This is a genomic window from Pseudomonas sp. VI4.1 (assembly GCF_002029345.1).
Lineage (GTDB): Bacteria > Pseudomonadota > Gammaproteobacteria > Pseudomonadales > Pseudomonadaceae > Aquipseudomonas.
In genome coordinates, this window is record NZ_MULM01000177.1 from 78,703 (window position 1) to 100,348 (window position 21,646).

20 protein-coding genes and 3 pseudogenes are annotated in these 21,646 nt (G+C 61.3%); 14 read left to right on the forward strand and 9 right to left on the reverse strand.

The window, feature by feature from the left end:
- Nucleotides 1–117: 117 nt before the first annotated feature.
- The 5 genes from BZ163_RS26535 to rfbC form a co-directional block, all read right to left on the reverse strand.
- Nucleotides 118–285: a DUF2897 family protein gene (locus BZ163_RS26535; RefSeq protein ID WP_064678955.1), complete on the reverse strand. Its 168-nt coding sequence runs from the start codon at nucleotides 283–285 to the stop codon at nucleotides 118–120.
- Between the two features lie 208 nt (nucleotides 286–493).
- Entirely contained in the window at nucleotides 494–1,363 is an 870-nt protein-coding gene (gene rfbD / locus BZ163_RS26540; protein WP_128873354.1) for a dTDP-4-dehydrorhamnose reductase, read from the reverse strand.
- A 70-nt stretch (nucleotides 1,364–1,433) separates the two neighbouring features.
- Nucleotides 1,434–2,309 (reverse strand): glucose-1-phosphate thymidylyltransferase RfbA, encoded by an 876-nt coding sequence (gene rfbA / locus BZ163_RS26545; RefSeq protein WP_128873355.1) that lies wholly within the window; start codon nucleotides 2,307–2,309, stop codon nucleotides 1,434–1,436.
- Complete coding sequence (gene rfbB, locus BZ163_RS26550) at nucleotides 2,306–3,388, reverse strand: dTDP-glucose 4,6-dehydratase (RefSeq protein WP_128873356.1); 1,083 nt, start codon at nucleotides 3,386–3,388, stop codon at nucleotides 2,306–2,308. The genes rfbA and rfbB overlap by 4 nt, the downstream gene beginning before the upstream one ends.
- 89 nt (nucleotides 3,389–3,477) lie before the next feature.
- The gene (gene rfbC, locus BZ163_RS26555) at nucleotides 3,478–4,023 is read right to left on the reverse strand and encodes a dTDP-4-dehydrorhamnose 3,5-epimerase (RefSeq protein ID WP_128873357.1); all 546 of its coding nucleotides are present in this window, start codon (nucleotides 4,021–4,023) and stop codon (nucleotides 3,478–3,480) included.
- A gap of 261 nt (nucleotides 4,024–4,284) precedes the next feature.
- On the opposite strand from rfbC, the gene kdpF reads away from it, so the two are divergent.
- The 6 genes and pseudogenes from kdpF (at nucleotide 4,285) to BZ163_RS26585 (ending at nucleotide 12,402) form a co-directional block, all read left to right on the forward strand.
- Nucleotides 4,285–4,374: a K(+)-transporting ATPase subunit F gene (gene kdpF / locus BZ163_RS26560; protein WP_007899818.1), complete on the forward strand. Its 90-nt coding sequence runs from the start codon at nucleotides 4,285–4,287 to the stop codon at nucleotides 4,372–4,374.
- Nucleotides 4,375–4,382: 8 nt separating this feature from the next.
- A complete protein-coding gene (gene kdpA, locus BZ163_RS26565; RefSeq protein ID WP_128873358.1) occupies nucleotides 4,383–6,077 on the forward strand; it encodes a potassium-transporting ATPase subunit KdpA in 1,695 nt (564 codons plus the stop codon).
- A gap of 25 nt (nucleotides 6,078–6,102) precedes the next feature.
- Nucleotides 6,103–8,160 carry a potassium-transporting ATPase subunit KdpB gene (gene kdpB / locus BZ163_RS26570; protein WP_128873359.1) on the forward strand — a complete coding sequence of 686 codons (2,058 nt, stop codon included), beginning with the start codon at nucleotides 6,103–6,105 and terminating at the stop codon, nucleotides 8,158–8,160.
- Nucleotides 8,161–8,315: 155 nt separating this feature from the next.
- Nucleotides 8,316–8,860, forward strand: a pseudogene (gene kdpC / locus BZ163_RS26575) (potassium-transporting ATPase subunit KdpC).
- A 156-nt stretch (nucleotides 8,861–9,016) separates the two neighbouring features.
- Nucleotides 9,017–11,667 (forward strand): annotated as a pseudogene (locus BZ163_RS26580) (DUF4118 domain-containing protein).
- 36 nt (nucleotides 11,668–11,703) lie between these two features.
- Nucleotides 11,704–12,402 carry a response regulator gene (locus BZ163_RS26585; protein WP_128873360.1) on the forward strand — a complete coding sequence of 233 codons (699 nt, stop codon included), beginning with the start codon at nucleotides 11,704–11,706 and terminating at the stop codon, nucleotides 12,400–12,402.
- A gap of 135 nt (nucleotides 12,403–12,537) precedes the next feature.
- Here the strand turns inward: BZ163_RS26585 and BZ163_RS26590 are convergent, their stop codons facing one another.
- Nucleotides 12,538–13,584, reverse strand: coding sequence for a patatin-like phospholipase family protein (locus BZ163_RS26590; RefSeq protein ID WP_128873361.1), 1,047 nt, complete (start codon nucleotides 13,582–13,584; stop codon nucleotides 12,538–12,540).
- A 222-nt stretch (nucleotides 13,585–13,806) separates the two neighbouring features.
- Between BZ163_RS26590 and BZ163_RS26595 the strand changes: the two genes are divergently transcribed.
- From BZ163_RS26595 to BZ163_RS26605, 3 genes are all read left to right on the forward strand, one after another.
- Nucleotides 13,807–14,085, forward strand: a complete 279-nt coding sequence (locus BZ163_RS26595) for a hypothetical protein (RefSeq protein ID WP_128873362.1) — start codon at nucleotides 13,807–13,809, stop codon at nucleotides 14,083–14,085.
- Between the two features lie 39 nt (nucleotides 14,086–14,124).
- On the forward strand, nucleotides 14,125–14,892 hold the full coding sequence (locus BZ163_RS26600) for a CHAD domain-containing protein (protein WP_128873363.1): 768 nt from the start codon (nucleotides 14,125–14,127) through the stop codon (nucleotides 14,890–14,892).
- 281 nt (nucleotides 14,893–15,173) lie between these two features.
- Nucleotides 15,174–15,971 (forward strand): acyl-CoA thioesterase II, encoded by a 798-nt coding sequence (locus BZ163_RS26605; protein WP_128873364.1) that lies wholly within the window; start codon nucleotides 15,174–15,176, stop codon nucleotides 15,969–15,971.
- 1 nt (nucleotide 15,972) lies between these two features.
- Here the strand turns inward: BZ163_RS26605 and BZ163_RS26610 are convergent, their stop codons facing one another.
- The 3 genes and pseudogenes from BZ163_RS26610 to BZ163_RS36605 form a co-directional block, all read right to left on the reverse strand.
- On the reverse strand, nucleotides 15,973–16,338 hold the full coding sequence (locus BZ163_RS26610; RefSeq protein WP_128873365.1) for an Mpo1-like protein: 366 nt from the start codon (nucleotides 16,336–16,338) through the stop codon (nucleotides 15,973–15,975).
- A gap of 137 nt (nucleotides 16,339–16,475) precedes the next feature.
- Nucleotides 16,476–17,360, reverse strand: a complete 885-nt coding sequence (locus BZ163_RS36600; RefSeq protein WP_371916834.1) for a methyl-accepting chemotaxis protein — start codon at nucleotides 17,358–17,360, stop codon at nucleotides 16,476–16,478.
- Nucleotides 17,361–17,393: 33 nt separating this feature from the next.
- Nucleotides 17,394–17,957 (reverse strand): annotated as a pseudogene (locus BZ163_RS36605) (methyl-accepting chemotaxis protein); the annotation flags it as partial.
- A gap of 178 nt (nucleotides 17,958–18,135) precedes the next feature.
- Here BZ163_RS36605 and BZ163_RS26620 point away from each other — a divergent pair.
- The 5 genes from BZ163_RS26620 to BZ163_RS26640 all read left to right on the forward strand — a co-directional run bounded on the left by BZ163_RS26620 (nucleotide 18,136) and on the right by BZ163_RS26640 (nucleotide 21,646).
- Complete coding sequence (locus BZ163_RS26620) at nucleotides 18,136–18,666, forward strand: hypothetical protein (RefSeq protein WP_128873367.1); 531 nt, start codon at nucleotides 18,136–18,138, stop codon at nucleotides 18,664–18,666.
- A gap of 82 nt (nucleotides 18,667–18,748) precedes the next feature.
- On the forward strand, nucleotides 18,749–18,940 hold the full coding sequence (locus tag BZ163_RS26625) for a PLDc N-terminal domain-containing protein (RefSeq protein ID WP_128873368.1): 192 nt from the start codon (nucleotides 18,749–18,751) through the stop codon (nucleotides 18,938–18,940).
- Between the two features lie 227 nt (nucleotides 18,941–19,167).
- On the forward strand, nucleotides 19,168–19,401 hold the full coding sequence (locus BZ163_RS26630) for a hypothetical protein (RefSeq protein ID WP_128873369.1): 234 nt from the start codon (nucleotides 19,168–19,170) through the stop codon (nucleotides 19,399–19,401).
- A gap of 218 nt (nucleotides 19,402–19,619) precedes the next feature.
- Entirely contained in the window at nucleotides 19,620–19,961 is a 342-nt protein-coding gene (locus BZ163_RS26635) for a ribonuclease E inhibitor RraB (RefSeq protein ID WP_064678940.1), read from the forward strand.
- A gap of 275 nt (nucleotides 19,962–20,236) precedes the next feature.
- Complete coding sequence (locus BZ163_RS26640) at nucleotides 20,237–21,646, forward strand: circularly permuted type 2 ATP-grasp protein (RefSeq protein WP_128873370.1); 1,410 nt, start codon at nucleotides 20,237–20,239, stop codon at nucleotides 21,644–21,646.

The following is a 21,646-nucleotide window of genomic DNA, read 5'->3' on the forward strand; positions in this document are numbered from 1 at the left end:
CACGAGCGAAAAGATCACAGCCGGCGGCAGCTCCTGCAGGGAAACACATATCCCCCGTAGGAGCTGCCGCAGGCTGCGATCTTTTGATCTTTTGATCTTTTGATCTTTGCAATCTATCTAGCGGTCCTGCGCATCCTTGGCATCCGCTTGCGCGTTGCGTTCAGCGACGCGTTTGCGTTGCTCTTCGGTCAGCTCGACCTTGTTGGCGGTGTCGCGCAGCATCATCAAACCGCCAACGATCGAGCCGATTGCAACGACCAGAATCAACCAGGCATACCAGGGCATAGGGCTCTCCTTGAGGGCAGGCCGGTTGGCGGGTTTCGCCAATCGATCGTGCATACCACTTTGAGCGATTTATTTTCGCAGTGGTTCCATTCTATGCCTGATCTGCCGTGCACGCCGCACATCCTTGTAGTTGCCGCATGCTGCTCCTGGATGGCAATGGTGTAAGGCTCGTTAACATCGCATCCGCCGACGCCTGGCAAAAACCTGGTTAGCCTTGCTCGGCAAGACACTCGCGCAGCGCAGTTTGCCAGTCGGGTTGCCTGACGCCCCAATCCAGTTGTAGGCGCCTGCAATCCAGGCATGAGTTTAGCGGCCGGGCTGCTGGCGTCGGATAATCGCTGGAGGGAATGGGCAACAGGGTTGCACAGGGCTTCCCCTGTTGCCGTAATGCTTCGCCGATGGCCTGGGCGAAGCCAAACCAGGAGGTTTGACCCTGAGCGGTCAGATGATAAGTGCCCCAGGCAGCAACGTCACCCGCCTGCCAGCGTTTGATCAGGGAAAGGGTGCTGTTGGCGATTGTGCCCGCCCAGGTAGGCGCCCCGATCTGATCGGCGACAACGCGTACCTCCGGACGTTCTTGCAGCAGGCGTTGCATCGTCAGCAGAAAATTGCGGCCATGGGTTGAATAGATCCAACTGGTGCGCAGGATGAGATGTTGGCCTTGCACCTCGGTGATCGCCTGTTCGCCCGCCAGCTTGCTCTGGCCGTAAACCCCGAGCGGATTCGCAGTGTCGCTTTCGTTGTAAGGTCTAAACTTTGTGCCGTCGAATACATAATCAGTGGAGTAGTGAATCAGCGGGATGCCGAGCTTCAGCGCTTCTTCCGCTAAAATGCCGGGTGCCACCGCGTTAACGGCAAAGGCTGTTTCTGGCTCGCTTTCGGCCAGATCGACCGCTGTATAGGCCGCCGCGTTGATGATCAGATCGGGACGCACATGCTGTACCTGATGGCGAATCTGATCGGGCTGCGCCAGATCGAGCTGATCACGACCCAGCACAATCAACTCGCCGATACTTCCCAGTCGACGCTGCAGTTCGCGTGAGACCTGGCCATGCTGGCCGCTGATGAGAATTCTCATAGAAGCGGATCAGCCTCTTGCAAGCTTTTACCGGCGACAGCTGCACCGCGCAGGTTGGTTTCAAACGCATTCATTGTGTTTCCCCGGCCAGCTTGAGCAGGTACTGACCATATCCCGTCTTGCCGAAGTAGTGGGCGCGCTCCAGCAGCTGTTCGCGGTTGATCCAGCCATTCTCATAAGCGATCTCTTCGAGGCAGGCGACTTTCAAGCCTTGTCGATGTTCGATGGTCTGCACGTACTGAGAAGCTTCGAGCAAGCTGTCGTGGGTGCCGGTATCGAGCCAGGCGAAACCGCGTCCGAAACGCTCGACTTGCAGGTCGCCGCGTTTGAGATACACATTGTTGACGTCGGTGATCTCCAGTTCGCCGCGAGGCGAAGGCTTTATCGACTTGGCGATCTCGACTACATCGTTGTCGTAGAAGTACAGGCCGGTGACGGCATAGCTGGATTTCGGTACTTTCGGCTTTTCTTCGATCGACAGGGCACGGCCCTGGCTGTCGAAATCAATCACCCCGAAACGTTCCGGGTCTTTGACCCAATAGCCGAATATGGTCGCGCCAGAACAGCGTGTTATCGCGTTTTGCAACTGCTCGCTGAAGTGCTGGCCATGGAAAATGTTGTCGCCGAGGATCAGGCACACCGCATCATTGCCAATGAACGCTTCGCCAATCAGTAGCGCCTGGGCCAGTCCATCCGGAGACGGTTGTTCGGCATAGTGGAAGCTGACCCCGAACTGACTCCCATCCCCCAGCAGGTTGCGGTACTGAGGCAGGTCCTGTGGTGTAGAGATCACTAGGATTTCTTTGATGCCGGCCAGCATCAGGACCGATATCGGGTAATAGATCATCGGTTTGTCGTAGACCGGCAACAGCTGTTTGGACACTCCGAGCGTGATCGGATGCAGGCGTGTGCCCGAGCCACCCGCCAAAACGATACCTTTGATCATGCGAGCAGCTCCCGGGAATTGATGGCGCCAAGGCGTTCACCCTGGTAGCTGCCGTCCTGAACCCGACGGCACCATTCCAGGTTGTTCAAGTACCACTGCACCGTCTTGCGCAAGCCGGTTTCGAATGTTTCCCGGGGCACCCAGCCCAGCTCGTGCTCGATCTTGCCGGCATCGATCGCGTAGCGCAGGTCATGGCCAGGACGATCCTGGACGAAGGTGATCAGGTCGGCATAGTGCTCGACACCTTCAGGCTTGTGCGGTGCCAGCTCGTCGAGCAGGGCGCAGAGACTTCGCACCACATCGATATTCTTCTGCTCGTTGTGCCCACCGATGTTGTAGGTCTCGCCGACAATGCCCGTGGTCACTACTTTGAGCAACGCCCGGGCGTGATCTTCAACGAACAGCCAGTCGCGAACTTGCAGGCCATCGCCGTACACCGGTAGCGGTTTGCCGGCCAGGGCATTGAGGATCACCAACGGAATCAGTTTTTCGGGGAAGTGGAACGGTCCGTAATTATTCGAGCAGTTTGTCAGCAACACCGGCAGGCCATAGGTGCGCTGCCAGGCACGGACCAGGTGGTCGGAGGCCGCTTTGCTGGCGGAGTAGGGCGAACTCGGGGCGTAGGGCGTCGTTTCCGTAAACAGATCATCAGTGCCGCTCAGGTCGCCGTAGACCTCGTCGGTGGAAATGTGATGAAAGCGAAAGGCGCTTTTTTCCGGCTCGGCGAGGGTGTGCCAATAGGCACGAGCGGCTTCCAGCAGGCTGTAGGTGCCGACGATATTGGTCTGGATGAAATCCGAAGGTCCGTCGATGGAACGATCGACGTGGGATTCCGCTGCCAGGTGCATGATCGCGTGCGGTTGGAAACGTGTCAGCACCGCGCTGACCGTCACCTGATCGACGATATCGGCTTGAACGAACTCGTAGCGAGTGTCATGGGCAATGCTGGTCAGCGATTCAAGATTGCCGGCGTAGGTCAGCTTGTCCAGATTGAGCACTTCATGCTCGGTGTGCCGAATCAGCTCGCGAATCAGGGCGGAGCCAATGAAGCCTGCACCGCCGGTAATGAGGATACGCATGTTGGCCTGCCTTTTTCAGAAGTCGATAGCGCGAATGGATGTAGCTTGTCGGCAGAACGGGGTGATGCAACGGCTGTGACCGTTCACGGTCAGGCAAAAACCTCGGCGTCCTTGAAGAACTTCGCCGCCTGATCCTTTGCGGACAGTTGCGGTGCTTCGTCCAGTTGCCAGTCAATGGCCAGGTCCGGATCGTCCCAGCGGATGCTGCGCTCGGCAGAGGGCGTGTAGTAGTCGGTGGTCTTGTAGAGAAACTCGGCGAAATCGCTCAACACCACAAAACCGTGGGCGAAACCTTCCGGGACCCAGAGCTGGCGATGGTTTTCGGCGGACAGGCGCACCGCGACCCATTTGCCGAAATGCGGTGAGCTGCGGCGAATGTCCACGGCGACATCGAGTACTTCACCGGCCGTCACGCGCACCAGTTTGCCCTGGGTGTTTTCCAGTTGGTAATGCAGTCCACGCAATACGCCTTTTTGCGAGCGCGAATGATTGTCCTGAACGAATTGAGCGTGCAGGCCTGTGGCATCTTCAAAAGCCTTGGCGTTGAAGCTCTCGTAAAAGAAACCTCGCTCATCCCCAAAAACTTTCGGTTCGATGATCAGTACACCGGGCAAATCGGTGGCGATTACATTCATGGGCAGTGTTCCGGCAATAGTCATCAATGCCCGACATTCTTGCTCAAAGCGTGCACTGATGCGAGTAGCCGATGCGTCAACCCGTCAGGCGTAGCGCACCAGTCGCCGCGAGCGCCACCCGAACTCCCCTGTAACCCCGGCGTAACCCCACTCTTTACGCTTTCTTTATACCCCGCCATCCCCCTCGATCTCGTTCCTTTACAGCCTCCTTGCCGACAATGACTGCACACGCGGCAATACGCCGTAACACGGAGAATTTCCATGAGTGTTCTGGACGGAGTGTCACTGCTGCTGGCAGTGGGACTGTTCATTTATCTGTTGGTTGCGCTGTTGCGCGCAGACCGGAACTAGGAGCGATCATGCACAGTTACGACTATTGGCTGATCCTCGCCTTCCTGGCCGTGGTGCTGATCCCGGCGCCGTTTCTCGGGCGGTTCTTTTACAAGGTCATGGAGGGGCAGCGCACCTGGCTGACCCCGATCCTCGGACCGGTCGAGCGCGGGTGTTACAAAGTGGCCGGCGTCGATCCGCAGGTCGAACAGAGCTGGCAGCGATACGCCCTGGCCTTGCTCGCCTTCAACCTCGCGGGCTTCTTGCTGTTGTTCACGATCCTGTTATTCCAGGACTATTTGCCGCTTAACCCGCAGCACTTGCCGGGTCAGGAATGGACCCTGGCGTTCAATACCGCCATCAGTTTCATGACCAACACCAACTGGCAGGCCTACAGCGGTGAAGCGTCCCTCAGTTACCTGAGCCAGATGGCCGGCCTCACCGTGCAGAACTTCGTCAGCGCCGCTACCGGCCTGGCGGTATTGGTAGCGCTGTGTCGCGGTATCGGTCGCAAGTCGACCGCCACCCTGGGCAACTTCTGGGTCGACATGACCCGCGCCACCCTCTATGGCCTGCTGCCGCTGTGCCTGCTGCTGGCGCTGTATCTGGTCTGGCAGGGCGTGCCGCAAACCCTCGCGCAGTATGTGAATGCCGTAACGATGCAGGGCGTTGATCAGGTGATCCCGCTCGGCCCGGCCGCCAGCCAGATTGCGATCAAGCAACTGGGCACCAACGGTGGTGGCTTCTTTGGCGTCAACTCGGCGCATCCGTTCGAGAACCCGACGGCCTGGAGCAACCTGTTCGAAATGGCGTCGATCATCCTGATCCCGGTGGCGCTGGTGTTCACCTTCGGCCACTACGTCAAGGACCTGCGCCAGAGCCGCGCGATCATCGCCTGCATGCTGGCGCTGTTCCTGATCGGCGGCGCGACTTCGCTGTGGGCCGAGTACCAGCCGAACCCGACCCTGGACAACGTTGCCGTCGAACAGACCGCACCGCTGGAAGGCAAGGAAGCGCGGTTCGGCACCACCGCCACGGTGCTGTGGTCGGTGACGACTACCGCGGCGTCCAACGGTTCGGTCAACGGCATGCACGACAGCCTCAACCCGCTGAGCGGCATGGTGGCGCTGGTGAACATGATGGTCGGCGAGGTGATCTTCGGCGGCGTCGGCGCCGGGATGTACGGCATGTTGCTCAACGTGTTGATCGCGGTGTTCCTCGCCGGGCTGATGATTGGTCGCACGCCTGAATATTTGGGCAAGAAACTGCAGGCCAGGGAGGTGCAGCTGCTGGTGGTGACCTTGCTGGTGATGCCGGTCGGTGTGCTGGTGCTCGGCGCCATTGCCGCCAGTCTGCCCGGCCCTGTCGCGGCGGTGAGCAATCCCGGCGCCCATGGTTTCAGTCAGCTGCTGTACGCCTACACCTCGGCCAGTGCCAACAACGGTTCGGGGTTTGGTGGCTTCGGCGCCAACACGGCGTTTCACAACCTGATGCTGGGCCTGGGCATGTTGATCGGTCGCTTCGGTTACATCCTGCCGGTACTGGCCCTGGCCGGCAGCCTGGCGATGAAGAAGACCGCGCCGATCGGCCAGAACAGCTTCCCGACCCATGGCCCGCTGTTTGTGACCTTGCTGACCGTGACCATTTTGCTGGTGGGTGGTTTGACCTTCTTGCCGACCCTGGCGCTGGGCCCGATTGCCGAACATCTGAGCATGGGCTTCTGAGCCTCTTTATTTTAGGAGCAGGATGATGAATATGCCCGTATCCAAAGCCGCCGTCGTGAAGGCCCCGGAACAACCGAAAACCGCGATCTCGGCCCTGTGGCGCCCGGCGCTGGTGCAAGCCTTCGTCAAGCTCGACCCACGGCAATTGCAGCGTGCACCGGTGATGCTGGTGGTGGAGCTGACCGCCATTCTCACCACCGTGCTGTGCTTCATTCCCGACAACGCCGTGCCGACCTTTGTCGCCGCGCAAATCGCCCTGTGGTTGTGGTTCACCGTGCTTTTCGCCAACTTCGCCGAAGCCCTGGCGGAGGGGCGCGGCAAGGCCCGCGCCGACAGCCTCAAGGCTGGCAGCGAAGGTTTGAGCGCCCGGCGCAAAACCACCGGCGGCGCCTTCCAGGTGGTGCCCGCTGCCAGCTTGCGCAAGGGCGATGTGGTGCGCGTCGAAGCCGGGGAAATGATCCCCGGTGACGGCGAGGTGATCGAAGGCATTGCCGCGGTCAACGAAGCGGCGATTACCGGTGAGTCCGCGCCGGTGATCCGTGAGTCCGGCGGCGACCGTTCGGCTGTCACCGGCAACACCCGCCTGGTCTCCGACTGGCTGCTGGTGCGCATCACCGCCAACCCCGGCGAGTCGACCCTGGATCGCATGATCGCCCTGGTCGAAGGCGCCAAACGCCAGAAAACCCCGAACGAAGTGGCGCTCGATATCCTGCTGATCGGTCTGACGCTGATCTTCCTGCTGGTGGTTGTCACCCTGCAACCCTTCGCCCACTTCGCCAATGGCAGCCTGCCGCTGGTGTTCCTGGTGGCGTTATTGGTCACGCTGATCCCGACCACCATCGGCGGGTTGCTGTCCGCCATCGGGATTGCCGGGATGGACCGTCTGGTGCGGCTGAACGTGATTGCCAAATCCGGGCGCGCGGTGGAAGCGGCGGGGGACGTGCACGTCCTGCTGCTGGACAAGACCGGCACCATCACCTTCGGTAATCGCCGTTGCACCGCGGTTCATGCGGCGCCGGGCGTGAGCGCCAGGGAGCTGGCTGAAGGCGCACTGTTCGCGTCGCTGGCCGATGACACGGCGGAAGGCAAATCCATTGTCGAGTACCTGCGCGGGACTCATCCACAGCCCGAGCCGAGCCTCGAAGGGCTGGCGGCGGTGCCGTTCAGTGCCGAGACTCGCCTGTCCGGTGTCGACTATCAGGGGCGGGTCTATCGCAAGGGCGCAGTGGATTCGCTGCTGGCGTTCGTTGGCCTCAAACGCGCCGATCTCGCCCCCGCACTGTCCCGTGAAATCGACCGGATCGCCCAGAGTGGCGGCACACCGTTGCTGGTCTGCGGCGACGGTAAATTGCTCGGTGCGATTCACCTCAAGGATGTGGTCAAGCCTGGCATCCGCGAGCGTTTCGCCGAACTGCGCAAGCTGGGGATCCGCACCGTCATGGTGACCGGCGACAACCCGCTGACGGCGGCGGCGATTGCGGCCGAGGCGGGCGTGGATGACGTGCTGGCCGAAGCCACGCCGGAGAAGAAACTGGCGCGCATTCGCCATGAACAGAACGACGGTCGCCTGGTCGCCATGTGCGGCGACGGCGCCAACGATGCCCCGGCCCTGGCCCAGGCGGATGTCGGCATGGCGATGAACGACGGCACGCAAGCCGCGCGCGAGGCGGCCAACATGGTCGACCTCGACAGCGACCCGACCAAGCTGCTGGACGTGGTGCAGATCGGCAAGGAATTGCTGGTGACCCGCGGCGCATTGACCACCTTTTCCATCGCCAACGACGTGGCCAAATATTTCGCGATCCTGCCGGCGTTGTTCGCCTCGATCTACCCGCAACTCGGCGTGCTCAACATCATGCACCTGAGCAGTCCGCAGAGCGCGATCCTCTCGGCGATCGTGTTCAACGCCTTGATCATCGTGGTGCTGATCCCGTTGGCCCTGCGCGGCGTGCGGGTGCAGGCGGCGAGTGCGTCAGCGTTGTTGCGGCGCAATCTGCTGATCTACGGGCTGGGCGGGATTGTGGTGCCGTTCGTGGGGATCAAGGCGATCGACATGCTGTTGACGGCGTTGCATCTGGTTTGACCGAACACCCCCTGTAGGAGCAGCCGGTCGACGCTCGATTGCTCGCGATGGGCGTTAACGATAACGCGTACTGTCTGGATGAACGCGGCACCCTCTGGTTCTTCGCGAGCAAGCTCGCTCCTACAGGGGGTATCCATGAATTCGAGGAGTTTGAAATGTCCACTATGATACGTCCGGCCCTGAGCCTGTTGGTCCTGATGACCCTGATCACCGGCGTCGCCTACCCCTTGGTCGTCACCGGTGTCGCCCAGGTCGCGTTCCCGGATCAGGCCAATGGCAGCCTGGTTCGTGACGCCGACGGCAAGGTCCGTGGCTCGGCGTTGATCGCCCAGGATTTCGCCGGTGACGCCTGGTTCCATCCGCGGCCATCGGCCGGTGCATTTGCCACCGTGTCGAGCAGCGCGAGCAACCTCGCGCCGAGCAACCCGGCCCTGGCCACGCGGGTGATCGATGAGGCCAATAAACTGTTGGTGCCCGGCCAGGGCGCGGTGCCGTTGGCGCTGCTGACCACTTCTGGCAGCGGCCTTGATCCACACTTGCCACCGGCGGCGATTGCCTATCAACTGGCGCGAGTGGCGGCGGCGCGCCATTTGCCGGTGACTGCGCTGCAGCAGTTGCTGGAGGCGCACATCGAGCAGCCGTTGGTGGGGCCGCCGTGGTGAATGTGTTGGCGCTGAACAGGGCGCTGGATAAGCTGTAAACCGGTAGTGGCGCATTCGCGGGCAAGCCCGCTCCCACAGGGATCAATAGTGGTCACAAATTTTGTATCCACCATTGTCCCCTGTGGGAGCGGGCTTGCCCGCGAAGAGGCCCTGACAGCCACTGCATTAATCTCTGAATAAAGTGAGCTTCAAGCATGAGCAACTCCGGCCGCGCCGACGCGCTGTTAGCAGACCTGCCCCGGGATGGACGTGGCCGGCTCAAGGTTTTTCTCGGCGCCGCGCCCGGTGTCGGCAAGACCTACGCCATGTTGCAGGCAGCCCACAGCCAACTGCGTCAGGGGGTCAAAGTCATCGCCGGGGTGGTCGAGACCCATGGCCGCGCCGAAACCGAGGCACTGCTCGGCAGCTTGCCGCAGCAGCCTCTGGTGCGCTCGGAATACCGTGGGGTAATGCTCGAAGAAATGGACCTCGACGGCTTGCTCGCGGCCCGGCCGAAACTGGCGCTGGTGGATGAACTGGCCCACAGCAACGCCCCCGGCAGTCGCCACGCCAAGCGCTGGCAAGATATCCAGGAGCTGCTTGCCGCCGGCATCGACGTGTTCACCACGGTCAACGTCCAGCACCTGGAAAGCCTCAACGACCAGGTGCGTGGCATCACCGGCGTGCAGGTTCGGGAAACCTTGCCGGACTGGGTGTTGCAAGAGGCCTACGAATTGCTGCTGGTCGATCTGCCGCCGCGCGAGCTGCTCGAGCGCCTGCGCGAGGGCAAGGTCTACGTGCCGGAGCAGGCGCGGGCGGCCATCGATGCGTTCTTTACCCAGACCAACCTCACCGCCCTGCGCGAACTGGCGATGCAGACCGCTGCCGCCCAGGTCGACAATGATCTGGCCCAGGGCTATCGCCAGCTCGGCCAGGCGGCACCGGCGGTGCGCGGTCGTTTGCTGGTGGGCGTCGATGGCGATGCCCAGGCCGAACGCCTGGTGCGTCACGCCAGCCGCGTGCGCAGCGGCGGCATCTGCCGTGGAGTCTGGTGCATGTGGATAACGGCCGCGTGCGCGACGAGCAATCGCGCCTGCGCCTGCAAAGCGCCCAGCAACTGGCGGAGCGTCTCGGTGGCGAAGTGGTGCTGCTGCGCGCCGGCGAAGTGGCGAAAACCCTGATCCAGCACGCCGCCGAACGTCGTGCCAGCCTGGTGCTGGTGGGCCAGTCCCGGCAGCGTTGGCATCGGCGCCTGTTCGGCGGTGGCCTGGCATCGCGCTTGCTGCGCAATGCCCGCGGCCTGGAAATCAACGTCCTCGACAGTGATCAGGAAGCGCATCAACCGCGCCAGCGTTCGGTGCAGTCGCTGGTCTGGTTCGACTACGCCCTGGCGGTCGTGGCGACGGTGTTGGCCAGTGCGCTGGCCTGGGCCGTGGCGAGTGTGCTGCCGTTGCCGAACATCTCACTGGTGTTCCTCGCCGCCGTATTGCTGGTGGCGGTGCGCAGCAGCCTCGGGCCGGCGCTGGCCTGTGCGGCGCTGTCGTTTCTGACCTATGATTTTCTGTTCATTCCGCCGAATTTCTCTCTTAGCATCCAGCGCGAAGAAGACGTCCTGACCTTGCTGTTCTTCCTGCTGATGGCGGCGCTCACCGGTAACCTTGCGGCCCGGCAGCGCCGGCAATTGCAGGCATTGCGCGACACCCAGGAAGAGACCACGGAACTGCTCGACCTGTCGCGCAAGCTCACGGCCGCCACCGATCGCCAGGCCGTGGTCAGCGCGGCGGCCCAGCACCTCAACGGCTGGACCGATCTGAAGGTGTGCCTGCTCGATCGCGACGGGGACAGTGGCTGGACAGTCGAAACCGGTGGGCCGCTGGAGTTTTCCGAAGCCGAACGCGCCGCTGCCGATTGGGCCTGGCAACACGATCAGCCGGCTGGCGCAGGCACCGGCACGTTACCGTTGGGCCGATGGTGGTGGTGGCCGCTGTCGGTGGAGGATGGGCCGTTGGCGCTGCTGGGTGTGTGTGCCAGGGAAGGCCAGACCTTGAGCGGCCAGCGTCGGCGTTTGTTGACCGCATTGAGCCAGCCGCTGGCCCAGGCGCTGGCCCGTGCGCAATTGGCCGAGGACCTGGAAGCGGCGCGGCTGCACGGCGAAACCGAACAACTGCGCAGTGCCTTGCTGGCGTCGGTGTCCCATGATTTGCGCACGCCGCTGACCTCGATGCGCGGCAGCATCGACAGCCTGTTGGCCCTCGGGGAGGCCATCCCGCTGGAGGATCGCCGGGAGCTGCTCGAAGGCACGCGCGATGAGGCCGAACGCCTCGATCGCTACATCCAGAACCTGCTGGACATGACCCGTCTCGGTCATGGCGCCCTGAAGCTGGCACGCGACTGGGTATCGCCGGCCGACATCGTCGGCAGTGCGCTCAATCGCCTGCGCGCGGTGCTGGCACCGTTGCAGGTCAGCACCGAGGTGCCCGCGCAGTTGCCGCTGCTGTTTGTCCACGCCGCGCTGATCGAACAGGCGCTGGTCAACGTGCTGGAAAACGCGGCACGCTTTTCACCGGCTCACGGGCGCCTGCAATTGCGCGTCGGCGCCGACGACAGCGAGCTGTTTTTTGCGGTGAGCGATGAAGGCCCGGGGATTCCGGAGGAGGAGCGAGCGAAAATTTTCGACATGTTCTACACCGCGGCGCGAGGCGATCGTGGCGGACAGGGCACGGGGCTGGGGCTGGCCATCTGTCAGGGCATGGTCGGTGCCCATGGCGGGCGGATCAGCGTCGCCGACGGCATCGAAGGGCGCGGCACCTGTATCACCCTGCACTTGCCGGTGCAGGAACAACCGAGCTTTGAAAGTGAAGCCTGATACCCTTTGCCTCTCACCTTGCCGCGATCGAAAACCATGAGCCAGACCGCGACCATTTTGGTCATTGACGACGAACCGCAAATCCGCAAATTCCTGCGCATCAGCCTCGCTTCCCAGGGCTACAAAGTGCTGGAAGCCGGCAGCGGCACCGAGGGGCTGGCGCAGGCCGCGCTGAACAAACCGGACTTGCTGGTGCTCGACCTCGGTTTGCCGGACATGGACGGTCAGCAGGTGCTGCGCGAGTTTCGACAATGGTCGACGGTGCCGGTGCTGGTGCTGTCGGTGCGTGCCAGCGAAGGGCAGAAAGTCGAGGCCCTCGATGGCGGTGCCAACGACTATGTGACCAAGCCGTTCGGCATCCAGGAGTTCCTGGCGCGGGTCCGCGCCTTGTTGCGTCAGGCCCCGACCGGTGAAGCCCAACAGGCGGCACTGACGTTCGGCCCCTTGACCGTGGACCTGGCGTATCGCCGGGTGCTGCTCGATGGCAGCGAAGTGGGGTTGACCCGCAAGGAATACGCGGTGCTGGCGCAACTGGCACGGCATCCGGGACGGGTCATCACCCAGCAGCAATTGCTCAAGGACATCTGGGGGCCGACCCATACCGAAGACAGTCATTATTTGCGGATTGTGGTGGGGCATCTGCGGCAGAAGCTGGCGGATGATCCGACCCGGCCGCGGTTTATCGTGACCGAGGCGGGGGTGGGGTATCGGCTTTTGAGTGAGGATAGCCTTTAGTTCTGTGTTGAATGTTCCGGCCTCATCGCCGGAACGCCGCCCGGAGCAAGCTCGCACACAGGGGATCTTCAGCATCCACAGATCCAATGTGTGCGAGCTTGCTCGCGAAAGGGGCCTGACAGTCAACCGAGAACTTCAGGAATCGCGCTTCTGGTCGTTCTCATACCGGTCCAGCGTATCCCGCGCAATCTCCCGCCCCAGCGCGATCAGCTCCGGCGCCTTGTAGAACTCGAAAAACCGGCACACCCGCTTCGGTACGTTGATCAGGATATCCGGCGGATAACCGGCGATCTTGTACTGCGCCAACGAGGTCTGCATCACCTCGAAACTCTGGTTGATCAAATCCAGCAACGAGGCCGGGCCCACGTTGTCGATGATGAACGAACCGGTGGCGGACTTCGGCGCGCCGTCACGTTCAGGCGCGGCCGCCGGTTGCTGGGCTTCGGGTTCGGCGGATTCGATCCAGGGATTGATCTCGGCAGCCTCCGCCAGCAACGCTTCCTTTTCCAGCAGCAGCAATTGTTCCGCCTGTTTGCGGCGAAATGGCAATTTCGATCCCAACGAATTGATCAGGCTGTCGAAACGGGTCTTGAACGCGGCCGGGCGCTGGATCACCGGCAGTTGGTAGTGGCGCTGGTTGGTGGAGTTGAGGTTGACCGCGATGATCAGGTCGCAATGACTCGACACCACCGGCACGATGGGCAAAGGGTTGAGGATCCCGCCGTCCACCAGCATGCGGTTACCTTGCATCACCGGGGTGAACAGGCTGGGGATCGCCGCCGAGGCGCGCATGGCCTGGTGCAGGCAACCTTCCTGGAACCAGATTTCCTGCTGGTTGGTCAGGTCGGTGGCTACTGCGGTGTAGGGAATGCGCAGGTCCTCGATGTTGATTTCGCCGACGATCTTCCGGATTTGCCCGAAGACTTTTTCTCCACGAATCGCGCCCAGGCGGAAACTGACGTCGACCAGGCGCAACACATCCAGGTAATCGAGGCTCTCGATCCAGTCGCGATATTCGTCGAGTTTGCCGGCGGCGTAGATCCCGCCGACCACGGCGCCCATGGAGCAACCGGCGATGCAGGCGATGTCGTAGCCACGTCGCTCGATCTCTTCAATGACTCCGATATGGGCATAGCCCCGGGCTCCACCTGAGCCCAGCACCAATGCGACACGCTTTTTCATGAACCGCCCTCGTCTGACAAGGTTCAACAATGCACCCATCGAGGGCCGCGCTTCAATCGCCAAGGTCGCCCGGCGGGGCATTCGCGTCGTTTTTTCGACACTCCATGGCGGCAGATGGGTATTCTTCCCAACGCTGTCGTTTCCGTGACGGGGTCAAGGCACTTTTCCCGCGCCATACCGTCTTACATGCACAATTGTTTACCTATCTTTGAGGTGTGAGTGATGAAAGCCTGGATCTGTGTGCCCCTGATTGCGCTGGCACTCGCCGGATGCGCCGGCAAAACCGCCTATCGCGACAGCTGCGCCACTGGAATCGATGCCGCGTGGCACGAACTGGACCTGGCCAAGGCTGAAGGGTTTGCCGGGACCGTCAGTTACTCCAAGGCGCTGTCGCTGTTGACCGGCGCCAAGACTCAACAGCAGTTTGAAGCGTTCGAAGGCTGCTCCAAGAAAGCCGAGCGGGCGCGTTTTTATATTCGTGAGTCGCGCGCCGGCCGTTGAGGCATGATGGGCGCCTGGGAAAATTCGGGGAGCTAAATGATGTCTGCGTTGGTTGATCGGTTAGTGGTTCGGATCCTGGGCCTGGAAGTTCGTGTGCTGGCCTGCCAGGCGCGCCTGAGTGCCCGTACCGACCCTGAAGCCTTGCATGACCTGCGCACCACGGTTCGCCGTTTGCGCAGTCTGCTGCGGCCATTGCGTGGCTTGCCCGGCGTCGAACAGCTGGAAGCGGCGGCGTCCGCGGTCGGTGATCTTTCAACGCCATTGCGCGATCGCGAAGTCTTGGCCGCGTACTTGCTCGAGCATGATCAACCGGAGGCGGCGCACCGGCGCATGGCACAAATGGCCGAGGCCTATCCGGCGGTGGCGGCCAGTCCCCAGTTGGCGCAGTTGCTGATGATGCTCGACGCGTTTCCGCGGTTTTTGCGCGCCTCCCAGCGACAAAACTTGCTCAAGGGCCTGCGCGCGCACATTGAAAAACGCCTGGCCAAACAATGGAAAAAACTGGATAAGGCGCTGCATGACCCGGCCCATGATCGCCATCGTCTGCGCCTGCTGATCAAGCGCGTGCGTTATGGCATCGAAGCCTATCCCGAGCTGGACCGTTTACCGAAGGCGGCCATGCCCAGGTTGAAGTCCGCCCAGGGCGCCTTGGGCGATTGGCACGATTGCTGGCAATGGCTGGCCAGGGCCGAAGAGGAAGCGGATTTGCAACCCTGTGTGGCGGGCTGGAAAACTGATTTGGCCAAGGCTGAAGCCCGCGCCGATCGAGTTCTCGATAAACTCGACTCCGCCTGTTTCAAATCCTGAAAACCCGAACATCTCGGGGCTAACCACAACAAATGGGCATACATAAACTCCTGTAGGAGCTGGCTTGCCAGCGAAGAGGCCGTCAAATTCAACATTATTGTTGCCTGTGACACCGCTTTCGCTGGCAAGCCAGCTCCTACATCTGGTTTTGTGTTGGGCATGAAGACGGTGTTTAAACCGAGTGCGGCCTATCTGTCAGCCTCTTTGGCCAGAATAAGCCCTGTGCCGTCCGCGCCGGCTGGTTAAGATCCCTGCATCCTTTTCCCGTTCTTGAGGTTTCCATGCGCTTTTCCGATCTGCTCGACACCGTCCGCAGCCAGCCGCGCGAGCTGTCTATCCCGGCCGAATGGGCGCAAGGGCGGGCCAGCTTCGGGGGCCTGGTGGCCGCTTTGCAATACGAAGCCATGCGCGCCAAGGTGCCGGCGGATCGTCCGGTGCGTTCGCTGGCGATCACCTTTGTCGGGCCGGTCGAGCCCGAAGTGCCGGTCAGCTTTGAAGTCGATGTGTTGCGTGAAGGCAAGGCCGTGAGCCAGGTATTGGGCCGGGCGATGCAGAAGGGCCAGGTCGTGACGCTGATCCAGGGCAGTTTCGGTGCCTCGCGTCCGTCCGAAGTGGCTGTGAGCGCCGACCCGGCACCGCAGATGAAACACTGGGACGAGTGCCAGGAGTTGCCTTACATCAAAGGCGTGACCCCGGAGTTCATGCGTCATCTGGCGATGCGCTGGAGTGTCGGCGGACTGCCGTTCACCGGTAACAAATCCCGCGAGATGGGCGGCTGGGTGCGTTTGCGCGGGGACGTGAAGGCAGAGGCGGTCAGTGAGTCGCATATCCTGGCATTGGTCGACGCCTGGCCGCCGGCGCTGTTGCCGCACCTGAACAAACCGGCGATGGGCAGTACGCTGACCTGGACCATCGAATTCGTTCAACCGTTGCTCGAGCTGAGCACGCTGGACTGGTGCCAATACCTGGTTGAAATCGAACACGCCGCTGACGGCTACGGTCATGCCGCCGCGAAACTGTGGAGCGCAGATGGCCAGTTGATCGCCATGAGCCGCCAGACCGTGACCATTTTTGCCTGAATCAGTGACGACGGTGGCGCTCACGCCAGGCGCGCCACCAGCCGCCGCTCAGGAAGAACCGGGGAAAGGTCAGGAATTGCTCGACCAGCAAGCGTGATACGGCATCCTTGCGATCGCTGAACGGCTCGGAGGCTTGGGCTTCCAGGCTGTGACCATGGCGTTGCAGGCCCAACGCAGCCAACAGGCCGATAATGCCGATGGCGAAATTGCCCAGGTTCAGGCTGAACACCCCGCAGACAATCAGCAGGACACCGACGATGAACAGCGGCACGGCGATCAGGTGCAACACCAGGTTGGTCGGGTGCTGATGATTGTTCGGGTACGCTCGCCATTGCCAGGCGGGTAGGTTGGGGTGACGTTTGCCCATGATGCCGATCCTCGATCCGTGTTCAACACATGATTGAAGGATAGGCCTGGCGCCAGCGGGCGACGAATCAAAGGTGGCTATCGAAGTGATAGGGATCATGCGCGATATCGATGGTGACCGGGCGGACGAAGGGGGCGTTACAGCTTGAGCTGCCCTATGGCCCTGTTCAATTCCCCCGCCAGCGCCGCCAGTTCATTGCTGGTCGTCGCCGACCCCACCGTCTGCTGCACCGTGTTCTCGGTCACATCCCGAATGCTCACCACCGCCCGATTCATTTCCTCCGCCACCTGACTCTGCTGCTCGGCCGCTACCGCGATCTGCGTGTTGCTTTCGCGCATCTGTGCCACCGCGCGGGTGATGTCGGCCAAGGCTGCACCGGCCTCCTGGGCCTGTTGCACGCAATCATCGGCCTTGAACGAGCTTTCCTGCATGAAATCCACCGCGTCCCGCGTCCCGGCCTGCAACGCGGTCACCATGAGCGTGATCTCGTCGGTGGAGGTTTGCACGCGCTTGGCCAGGTTACGCACTTCATCGGCGACCACCGCAAAGCCGCGTCCCATTTCACCGGCCCGGGCCGCTTCGATCGCGGCATTCAGCGCCAGCAGATTGGTCTGCTCGGCGATGCTGCGGATCACCCCGACCACGCCGTTGATCTTCTGGCTGTCCTCGGCCAGGCGCTGAATCATCTCGGCCGTCTGCTGCACCCCGGCGGACAACCCGCTGATCGACTGCTGCACCCGGCTGACCACTGCCTGGCCGCTGCCGGCCAGGGTATCGGCGGTTTGCGACAAATCGCGGGTCGCGCCGGCGTGCTGGGCGATGTGGTAGACAGTGGCGGTCATTTCGTTGATCGCAGGTGGCGGCTGATCGGTTTCGCTTTGCTGGCCAAGCATGCCGACACGCACCTCGTTCATGCTCGACGCCAGTCGCGCCGCGCCGACATCCAGTTGCCGGGCGGTGCTGGCGACGGTGCCGACCACCCGTTGGTATCCCGCCTGCATCGCGTTGAACGCGTTGGCCATCTGCCCGACTTCGTCGTTGCAGGCCAGCGGGACACGGGCGGACAGGTCGCCGGTTTTCTCGACGTGGAGCATCACGTCCTTCAAGGTGTTGAGCTGACTGAGCAGGAAGCGGATCAACAATTGCGAAGCCCCGAGCATTGCCAGCATCAGGATCATCACCGCCACCGCATAGTGGGTGAAACGTTCGCCGAACACCTGGACCAGGCTCGGCCCATAGGCAATTGCCGCGACCTGCTGGCCATCGGTACGGGTGAACACCTCGGCGCCCAGCAATGGGTTGTCACCGAGCAGTGGCATGGCATTGATCTCGACCCAGCCGTTGGCATCGGCCAGTTCCAGTACCGGTTGGCCATTGAGCAGCGGCGCCTGCCCGGGGTTGAAGGTCAGCAGGTGTTCGGCCTGCGGTAACGGTTGCCCGGCAGGCCAGGCGGCGAGCAGCCGTGCCTGGGCCTGGGCCGACGCCCGGGCGTCATGGCTGCGCGACTGTTGTTCAAGCTGTACGGCGTACAACACCAACAACAGGGTGGTGACGAAAGCGACGGCGTTGACCGCCCAGAATTTGTACTTCAACGAGATATTGCTAAGCCAGGCACCCATGGAGGTTTTCTCTGATAGCGGAAACAGTTTCGGCAAGGTGCCATTATTGTGCCGCTACCGAGCGTGCCGGGCCTTGATGTGGGTCAACATTCCCGGCAACGCGCCCGTGCAGCCACGGCGGGGCGGAATGCGCTATCCTTCGTGCCTTCAAAATTCCCTCGCTACAGGATTCCGCCCCATGAAAGCCGCACTCGTCGAACTCATCAGCAAAATCAGCTCCGGGTGCATGAGCGATGACGAAATCCTGAAAATCGCTGATGAAGCGGCCCAGGCCTACGCCGATCCAACGGCTTTCCTGGCGGCCAACCCGGATATCAACTACGACGAGACCTTCCCGATGCCTCTGGGCGAGTGGGTGGTCGTCGGCAGCTTGCCGGAAACCGTGCTGTTCCAGGCCGACAGCTATATGGATCTGTTCGCCCGGATCGTTGCTTCCTTCGGCCCCGGCGTTGATTTCAATATCAAACCCAAGCAACTGGCCAAGACCGAAGCCCTGACCGCGCTCAATCGCATTCAGGTGCAGATGAGCAGCATGAACAAGGAAAACGGCGGCTACGTGCTGATGAACTTCAGCCAGTTGCTCGATGACGAGTTGCAAGTGGTGCTGGTCTACGGCAATGACGTACCGCGGGTGCTCGAGTTGTGTGCTGAAGTCGGCATCGCTGCCGCACCTTCGCTGGAAGCCCTGAAAGTGGCGATCCACGTCTGACGCCACCCTGGACCGAATAAAACGGAACCCGCGCACGGGACAGCTATCCTAAGAGTGCACACCACTCTTAGGGAGCGACACCATGGGTTCCACGTTCAATGGTCTGGTTGGCCTGATCATTCTTGCCCTGGACATCTGGGCAATCATCAACGTGCTGAAAAGTGGCACCGGCACCGGGATGAAAATCGTCTGGGTGCTGTTGATCCTGCTGTTGCCGGTCCTGGGGCTGATTATCTGGGCCATCGCCGGACCGCGGGGTAATGTGCGGGTTTGACCGGTCCCCACAAACAACACCGACCCTTGTAGGAGCTGGCTTGCCAGCGAAGGCGGCCTGATAGTCACCTACGATGTGACTGACACACCGCCTTCGCCGGCAAGCCGGCTCCTACAGGGTAATTCGTCAGCATCAGGCTGACGCGTTGTAATCCCGTTGAACGATCAGTCAGGGTACAAGTCCAGATACATGTAAGCCCATTTGCGGGTTTGTTCGAGGAGGCACTGATGCAAAAGTGGAAAATCACTTTCGTGGATGATCATGGTGAAACAGTCGACGAAGTCTTCGAGTGCGACGAATGCCCGGACAACGAGCATGCCGCCAAACTGATCAAGGCCCGTCTCCTGCCTGTCGCTGCCGAACTGGATCTGAATGATCTGGAAGGGCGCACTGCTGATGCGAGCGTCAAAAGTCTCAAGACCCAGAACAGCATTCAAATCCTCGGCATTACTCCCGTCTGAAATACTTCCTGGCACATTCGTGAAACAACCAGACCTTGGCAGCGCCTCTATCTTGGGGATACTCTGCAAGCGAGATCAGCGAACGAATCGCTAAGGTCTGGTCTTGTCAGCTACATGCTTGCTTCCCACCGGCAATTTGTTGCCGCATCACTCGCACCAATCGGTTGCGTGTGCCGGGAATACGGAAAGTCTATCCATCAAGTTGAGGGGGACGTTTCATGAGCACAGCCTATCAAGAAGACATCAGCAGCAGCGTGCTGCGCCGCATGAAAGAAGGCGGTTTCGACTTTTCACGATTCCATCCCATCGAGTTCTACGCCATTTTCCCGGACGAGGAGCGGGCGCGCAGGGCGGCAGGGCATTATTGCGGTGAATCCTTGAATGCCCAGATCAGCGTGCGCGATGACGGCGCGTGGTACCTGGAACTGAGTAAAGTGATGTACGCCACCTACGACGGTATCGGCGACTTCGAGCAGGACTTCGAGGCAGTGGTGGAGCCTCTGGGCGGGATCATCGAAGGGTGGGGCGTCAAGCAGGAGGTACGAGGGCGACTCGCATAACATTATGAACAGCGACAACATTCACTAACGGCTGACCTTTGGGTTGGCCGTTTTCGTTTGCGGCTTCTTTTGCTCTTGTTTTTGCTTTGACTATGCTGCTGATGGGCGAAGACATTGCTTCGCAATGAGGCGGGGGCGATCAGCTTGGGGCAGTTACCGCACAGGATTGGTGCGGTGATTCCGGCGTCGTTATCCAACTGATTGATATCAAAGCGTTTATGCCGATGGCACGGGCCTTGCGAAGGCCTGTAAGTCCGGGTGACAAGGAGTACGGCATGATCCGCACCTATTTTGATGAAATGTATGATGCCGGCGGCCAGGTCCGCCCGCATTACCGGGAGTTTGCCCGTTGGCTGGCCGAAACGCCTGATGAGCTTCTGGCCCAACGGCGACGCGAGGCCGATCTGCTGTTTCATCGGGCCGGGATTACCTTCACGCTCTACGGTGACGAGCAAGGGACAGAGCGCCTGATTCCCTTTGACACCATCCCCCGCAGCATCCCCGCCAGTGAATGGCGGGTCGTCGAACGCGGCTGTATCCAGCGGGTCAAGGCGCTGAACATGTTCCTCGCCGACCTCTATCACGACCAGCGCATCATCAAGGCCGGCATCATCCCGGCCGAGCAAGTGCTGGCCAACGAGCAATACCAGTTGGCGATGCAAGGGCTGGATCTGCACCGGAATATCTATTCGCACATTTCCGGTGTCGATCTGGTACGCGATGGCGACGGCACGTACTACGTGCTCGAAGACAACCTGCGTACACCGAGCGGCGTGAGCTACATGCTCGAAGACCGCAAGATGATGATGCGTCTGTTCCCCGAATTGTTCGCGGCGCAACGCATTGCACCGATCGACCACTATCCGAACCTGTTGCTCGATACCCTGAAAAGCTCCAGCCCGATCGATAACCCGAGTGTGGTGGTGCTGACGCCAGGCCGCTTCAACAGTGCGTTTTTCGAACATGCGTTTCTTGCTCGGGAAATGGGCGTCGAACTGGTGGAAGGCGCGGACCTGTTCGTGCGTGACGATAAGGTGTTCATGCGCACCACGGATGGGCCGAAAGCCGTCGACGTGATCTACCGGCGCCTCGACGATGCCTTCCTCGACCCGCTGGCGTTCAACCCGGACTCGATGCTCGGCGTCCCGGGGCTGTTGTCGTCCTACCGTTCCGGCAACGTGGTCCTGGCGAATGCCATCGGCACCGGGGTAGCGGATGACAAGTCGGTGTATCCGTTCGTCACGGACATGATCCGCTTCTACCTCGACGAAGAGCCGATCCTGAAGAATGTGCCGACGTGGCAGTGTCGTAATCCGGCCGAGTTGTCCCACGTCCTGGCCAATCTTCCAGAGCTGGTGGTCAAGGAAACCCAGGGTTCAGGCGGCTACGGAATGCTGGTGGGGCCGGCGGCGACGGCAGCGGAAATCGAAACCTTCCGCGCGCGGATCAAAGCCAAGCCCCACGCGTACATCGCGCAACCGACATTGTCGTTGTCGACCTGTCCGACTTTTGTCGAAAACGGCATCGCCCCACGCCATATCGACCTGCGTCCGTTTGTATTGTCTGGCCGCGAAACCCGGGTTGTGCCCGGTGGTTTGACCCGTGTCGCCCTGCGTGAAGGCTCCCTGGTGGTGAACTCCTCCCAGGGCGGCGGCACCAAGGACACCTGGGTGGTCGAGGATTGA